7 protein-coding genes and 1 pseudogene are annotated in these 5,221 nt (G+C 71.8%); 6 read left to right on the forward strand and 2 right to left on the reverse strand.

Features of this window, described 5'->3' with window-relative positions; all coding sequences use genetic code 11:
- The coding region (locus OZN99_RS24850; RefSeq protein ID WP_333779769.1) for a histidine phosphotransferase family protein at positions 1-435 on the reverse strand (435 nt) is incomplete at its 3' end.
- Positions 436-555: 120 nt separating this feature from the next.
- Between OZN99_RS24850 and OZN99_RS24855 the strand changes: the two genes are divergently transcribed.
- Together OZN99_RS24855 and OZN99_RS24860 are read left to right on the forward strand one after the other, a co-directional pair.
- The gene (locus OZN99_RS24855) at positions 556-729 is read left to right on the forward strand and encodes a DUF3553 domain-containing protein (protein ID WP_270937928.1); all 174 of its coding nucleotides are present in this window, start codon (positions 556-558) and stop codon (positions 727-729) included.
- Positions 726-1,481, forward strand: a complete 756-nt coding sequence (locus OZN99_RS24860; protein WP_270937929.1) for a sulfite exporter TauE/SafE family protein — start codon at positions 726-728, stop codon at positions 1,479-1,481. The genes OZN99_RS24855 and OZN99_RS24860 overlap by 4 nt, the downstream gene beginning before the upstream one ends.
- A gap of 27 nt (positions 1,482-1,508) precedes the next feature.
- Here OZN99_RS24860 and OZN99_RS24865 read toward each other — a convergent pair whose 3' ends face one another.
- A complete protein-coding gene (locus OZN99_RS24865; RefSeq protein WP_270937930.1) occupies positions 1,509-2,087 on the reverse strand; it encodes a VPLPA-CTERM sorting domain-containing protein in 579 nt (192 codons plus the stop codon).
- A gap of 253 nt (positions 2,088-2,340) precedes the next feature.
- On the opposite strand from OZN99_RS24865, the gene moaA reads away from it, so the two are divergent.
- The 4 genes and pseudogenes from moaA to OZN99_RS24885 form a co-directional block, all read left to right on the forward strand.
- On the forward strand, positions 2,341-3,333 hold the full coding sequence (gene moaA / locus OZN99_RS24870) for a GTP 3',8-cyclase MoaA (RefSeq protein WP_270937931.1): 993 nt from the start codon (positions 2,341-2,343) through the stop codon (positions 3,331-3,333).
- Between the two features lie 7 nt (positions 3,334-3,340).
- Positions 3,341-3,733: a hypothetical protein gene (locus OZN99_RS24875; RefSeq protein WP_270937932.1), complete on the forward strand. Its 393-nt coding sequence runs from the start codon at positions 3,341-3,343 to the stop codon at positions 3,731-3,733.
- A 111-nt stretch (positions 3,734-3,844) separates the two neighbouring features.
- Entirely contained in the window at positions 3,845-4,222 is a 378-nt protein-coding gene (locus OZN99_RS24880; RefSeq protein ID WP_270937933.1) for a hypothetical protein, read from the forward strand.
- Positions 4,223-4,301: 79 nt separating this feature from the next.
- Positions 4,302-5,117: pseudogene (locus OZN99_RS24885) on the forward strand (carbon-nitrogen hydrolase family protein); the annotation flags it as partial.
- Between the last annotated feature and the right edge of the window lie 104 nt (positions 5,118-5,221).

A 5,221-nucleotide genomic window follows, 5' to 3' on the forward strand; every position in this document is an offset into this window, starting at 1 on the left:
GGCGGCGCCGGGGCCGTCGGGCAGCACGCTCAGCCCGTCCTCCAGGCTGCCGGAGACGCGCAGCACGCCGCCGCGCGGCATCGCCTCCACCCCGACCAGCATGGCCAGCAGCAGCGGCTGGACGAGCACGGGCGGCACCGTCGCGCCCTCCGCCAGCCCGCTCAGGTCCACCACGGCCCGGCGGCCCAAGGTCAACCCCTCCGCCAGCTGCGCGACGGCCGGCGCGTCCAGCTCGGCGCCCGCGCCGCCGACGGCGACGCGCCAGAAGCGCAGGCGGCGGTCGATGATGCGGGCGGCGTCGTTGGCGACCTCCGTCGCTTCGTCGGCCGCGCCCTCGAACAGTTCGAGCGCGCCGGCCAGCGCGCCGGTCGGCCCGCCCAGGTCGTGACAGAGCCGCGTGCAGACCGCCTGCGCCAGCGCCAAGCCTTCGGCCATCCTGGCCCCCCTGTCCCGGCCGGCGCGGACCCCGTGGTCCGTGCCGGGCTGCCCCGTCATAGCGAAGGCTGGTCGCGGAGGGGTTAATGATGTTTACCGCGGCCCCGTGAGCAGCGATCCGTGAGCAGCGATTTCTTTCCCGGCCAGCGCGTGCGCCTGCCCGCGCGGCCCGACTGGGGCGTGGGCCAGGTGCAGTCCGTCGTGGGCGACCGGGTCACCGTGAACTTCGAGAATGCCGGCAAGGTCACGCTGCGCCTGGCCGGCGCCGAGCTGGAGACCGTGGACGACGCATGAGCACGCTGTGGGCGGAGCTCGGCGGCCTGCTGGGCGACTGGCGCATCCTGGCGGCGGCGGCGGTGACCGCGGTGGCCGGGCTGATGCGTGGCTATTCCGGCTTCGGCACCGCCATCCTGCTGGCGCCGGCCTATTCGGTGCTGTGGGGGCCGCGGATCGGCGTGCCGGTCATGCTGCTGCTGGAGCTGTTCGTCACCATGCAGCTGCTGCCGAAGGCGCTGGGCCAGGCGGACCGGCGGGTGATGCTGCCCATCGGCGCGGCGGCGGTGGCCTTCACCCCGGTCGGCGCCTTCATCCTGCTGACCGCCGACCAGGAGACGCTGCGGCGCGCCATCGGGGCGCTGGTGCTGGTGTTCGGGTTGGCGCTGATGTCGGGCTGGCGCTACCACGGCTCGCGCCCGCTGCCGCTGAACCTGGCGGTGGGCACCACGGCGGGGCTGCTGAAGGGCGCCACGGGCATCAGCGGGCCGCCGGTGATCCTCTATCTGCTGGCGGGACCCGAGGAGGCGCGGCGGCACCGCGCCAACCTGATCCTGTTCTTCGCCTGCATCGCGGTGGTGTCCATCATCCCGCCGGCGCTGGGCGGGCTGATGGGCTGGGCGGTGCTGGCGAAGCTGCTGCTGCTGCTGCCGGTGCTGCTGGTCTGCGTGCCGGTCGGCGCGCGGCTGTTCCATGTGGTGCCGGAGCGGTGGTACCGGCGCTTCGCCTTCGGTCTGCTGGTGACGACCGGCCTCGTCACCCTCGTGGTGTGACGAGGCCGGCGCGGGGAGGCCGCCGGTTCAGGCCCGGCGCCGCATCAGCCCCAATCCGAGCAGGCCGGCGCCGAGCAGCAGGGCGGAGGCGGGCTCGGGCACGCCGATCTGGATGGTCAAGCTGTCGGCCGTCGCTTCACGGCCCCAGGTCCAGACATAGGTCCCCGGCGTCATGCCGAGCGTCGCGAAGGTCTGGTTGGTGAAGGTCATGCTCGCCGAGAGCGGGGTTCCCGAGACGTAGCCGGCGGGCGGGGCGATGCGCCCCGAGCTGCCCTGCATGGCGAACGCGTCCCCGCTGCGGGAGGACGCGAAGCGGGTGTTGCCCGGACCGATTGTCCCCGGCCCGGACGCTCCGAAGTACTGATCCACCGCACCGCCGGTATACACCAGGGCAGCATCGGACCTTATCAGCGCACCAAAGGTGTCCGTCGTGCCGAAGGAGAGGGCGGTGATGTTGAGCGACCCGCTGAGGGTCGCGACCACGTCGGACCCGACCTGGTCGAAGGTGATGAGCAGGGGCGCCTCGGCCGGCCTGCCGCTTCCCGCGGCGACGCCCAGCGCCACCGTGGCCATGAGGGCGGCCTTCCCGAAGATCGTTCGTGTCATTGCGGCAAGCCGCTTCCGGTCCGAACGCCCTGCATGCGCTGGGCAGGATGCAACCTTGCCCCTATCGCATCTGCGTGCGCAAGCGGTTGGTTATGCAACCGCATCGTTGGGGCGCCGGGCGCATCCGCGGCCACGTGCCGGGGTCTTGCGCCCCGGGGGGCCGGCGGACCAGATACGGGGCGGAGGAAGGACCGGCCCGAGGCGGGCGACCCGGAAGGGGCCGGCCGCCGGTGCCGGGGGACAGACGCGAGCCATGATCGATCCGTTCGGCCGCAAGGTCAGCTATCTGCGCGTGTCGGTCACCGACCGCTGCGACCTCCGCTGCGTCTATTGCATGGCGGAGGACATGACCTTCCTGCCGAAAGCGGAGGTCCTGACGCTCGAGGAGCTGGACCGGCTCTGCGGCGCCTTCATCGCGCTGGGTACCGAGAAGATCCGCCTGACCGGCGGCGAGCCGCTGGTGCGGAAGAACGTCATCAGCCTGTTCCGCAGCCTGGGCGCGCGGCTGGGCGAAGGCGGGCTGAAGGAGCTGACGGTCACCACCAACGGCACGCAGCTCGCGCGCATGGCCGAGGACCTCTACGCGGCGGGGGTGCGGCGCATCAATGTCTCGCTGGACAGCCTGGATCCCGCGACCTTCACCGCGCTGACCCGCTGGGGGAAGATCGGGCCGACGCTGGACGGCATCTTCGCGGCCAAGGCGGCGGGGCTGGCGGTGAAGATCAACGCCGTCGCGATGAAGGGCGTGAACGAGCACGAGTTCGACCGCATGCTGGTCTGGTGCGGCGAGCACGGCTTCGACCTCTGCCTGATCGAGACCATGCCGATGGGCGAGATCAGCGACGACCGGACGGACCAGTACCTGCCGCTGTCCGTGGTGCGGTCCCGCCTGCGGGAGCACTGGACGCTGCAGGAGACCGACTACAAGACCGGCGGCCCGGCCCGCTACTACACGGTGAAGGAGACCGGGCGGCGGATCGGCTTCATCACGCCCCTGACCCACAATTTCTGCGAATCCTGCAATCGTGTGCGGCTGACCTGCACCGGAACATTGTATATGTGTCTGGGTCAGGATGACTCGTCGGACCTGCGGCGCGTGTTGCGCGACCCGAAGGTGGACGAGGCAGGGCTGAAGGAGGCGATCCTGGAGGCGATCTCGCGCAAGCCGAAGGGGCATGACTTCGTCATCGACCGCCGCCGCAACGCGCCCGCCGTGGCGCGCCACATGAGCGTCACCGGAGGATAGGCCCCGCGTGCTGCAGGAGATCGCCGCGACCCTGACCATCCCCGGCCTGCCGGCCTGGAGCGGGCTCGTGGTGCTGGTCGTCCTGCTGCTGGTCGGGCTGGCCTACCTCCTGATGCCGTTCAGCGTCTTCGGCGTGAAGGGACGGCTCGACTCCATCGAGGCGCAGCTGGACGAGCTGCAGACGGAGATCCGGACCCTCGCGTTGCGCCTGCCGGATCCGGGCCGCGCACGTCGTCCGCCGGTGGAGGATGACTGGGCGGAGCCCGTGCATCCGCCCCGCCGCGCGGAGGCGGAACAGCCGCAGCCACGCGCCACGCCCCCGGTGCCTCCGCCCGCTGCCTGGCCCGACCGCACCGGCCGCGCGGAGCCGCGCATCGAATGGCCGCGCCAGCCGCGCTGAGCTGCGGCGGCGCGAGGATCGGAGACATCTTCGCACATCCGACCATCTTTTCACGCCGCCGTGATCGCCATAGCCTGCCGGTGGAACAATCCTGTCAGGGAGACGTCTTCCGTGCAGCGTCGTGTCCTTCCGGCGGTCCTTGCCGGATTTGCCGCTCTGGGCCTCGCGGCCTGCCAGCAGGAGCCGCAGCGCACCGTCGTGGTGGTGCCGAGCCAGGCCTGCGACACCTCCTTCCGCGTCGTGAACAACTCCGGCCTCACGGTGGAGCGGCTGTATTTCAGCCATTCCAGCCTGGGCGCCTGGGGCGCCGACCAGCTCGGCACCTCCGTGCTGCCGCCCGGGCGCTTCGTGAACTACCGCGCGAACAACGCCGGCAACTATGACTTCCGCGTGGTCTGGACCAACGGCCAGGCGGCGGAGCTGCGCGGCGTGAACATCTGCCGCGCGAGCCAGATCACCGTGACCAACCGCGGCCTGGTCGCGACCTGACGCGGCTCCGGCGCCGCCGGGCAGGGGCTTGTCGCAGGGGGGCGGGACGGGCTTGATGCCCGCCCTGCCGGAGGACCCCATGCGCGTCGCCGTCATCCAGATGAACCAGGGCTCCGACAAGGGAGCCAACATCGACCAGGCGCGCCGCCTGATCGAGGGCGCGCTGGCCGCGGACCGGCCGGACATGGTCTCGCTGCCGGAGACCTGGACGAATCTGGGCGGCGGGCGCGAGGCCCGCAACGCCGCGGCCGAGGTGCTGCCCGAGCCCGGCGGGGAGGGCGGAGCTGCGTATGAGTTCCTGCGCGAGGTGGCGCGCGCCAAACGCATCCATGTCCATGGCGGCTCCATCATCGAGAAGGGGGAGAGCAAGCTCTTCAACACCTCGCTGCTGTTCGACCCGGACGGGCGGGAGATCGCGCGGTACCGCAAGATCCACCTGTTCGACATCACCGCGCCGGACGGCACGGGCTACCGCGAGAGCGCGCTGTACGGCGCGGGGACGGAGCTGGTCTGCGTGCGGGCGGGCGACGTGATGCTCGGCCTGACCGTCTGCTACGACATGCGCTTCCCCGAGCAGTACGTGGCGCTGCGGCGCATGGGGGCGGAGGCGATCCTGGTGCCCTCCAACTTCACGCTGCAGACCGGCAAGGACCATTGGGAGGTGCTGCTGCGCGCGCGTGCCATCGAGACGCAGTGCTGGATCGTCGCCGCGGCGTCGTACGGCTCCTACGAGGAGCGCGGCGCGACGCGGCAGGTCTATGGGCATTCGCTGGTCTGCGACCCCTGGGGGCATGTGGTGGCGAAGTGCAGCGACGGGGTGGGCTGGGCCACGGCGCGGATCGACCCGGCGGTGACGGCGCGCGTGCGGCGCGACATGCCGGTGCTGGAGCATCGCGCCGCGAGGCGCGTGGACGCGCTGGACGCCGCGAGGCGCGTGGACGCGCTGGACGCCGCGAGGCGCGTGGACGCGCTGGACGCCGCGAGGCGCGTGGACGCGCT

It is taken from the genome of Falsiroseomonas oryzae, from assembly GCF_027856955.1.
Classification (GTDB): domain Bacteria; phylum Pseudomonadota; class Alphaproteobacteria; order Acetobacterales; family Acetobacteraceae; genus Falsiroseomonas; species Falsiroseomonas oryzae.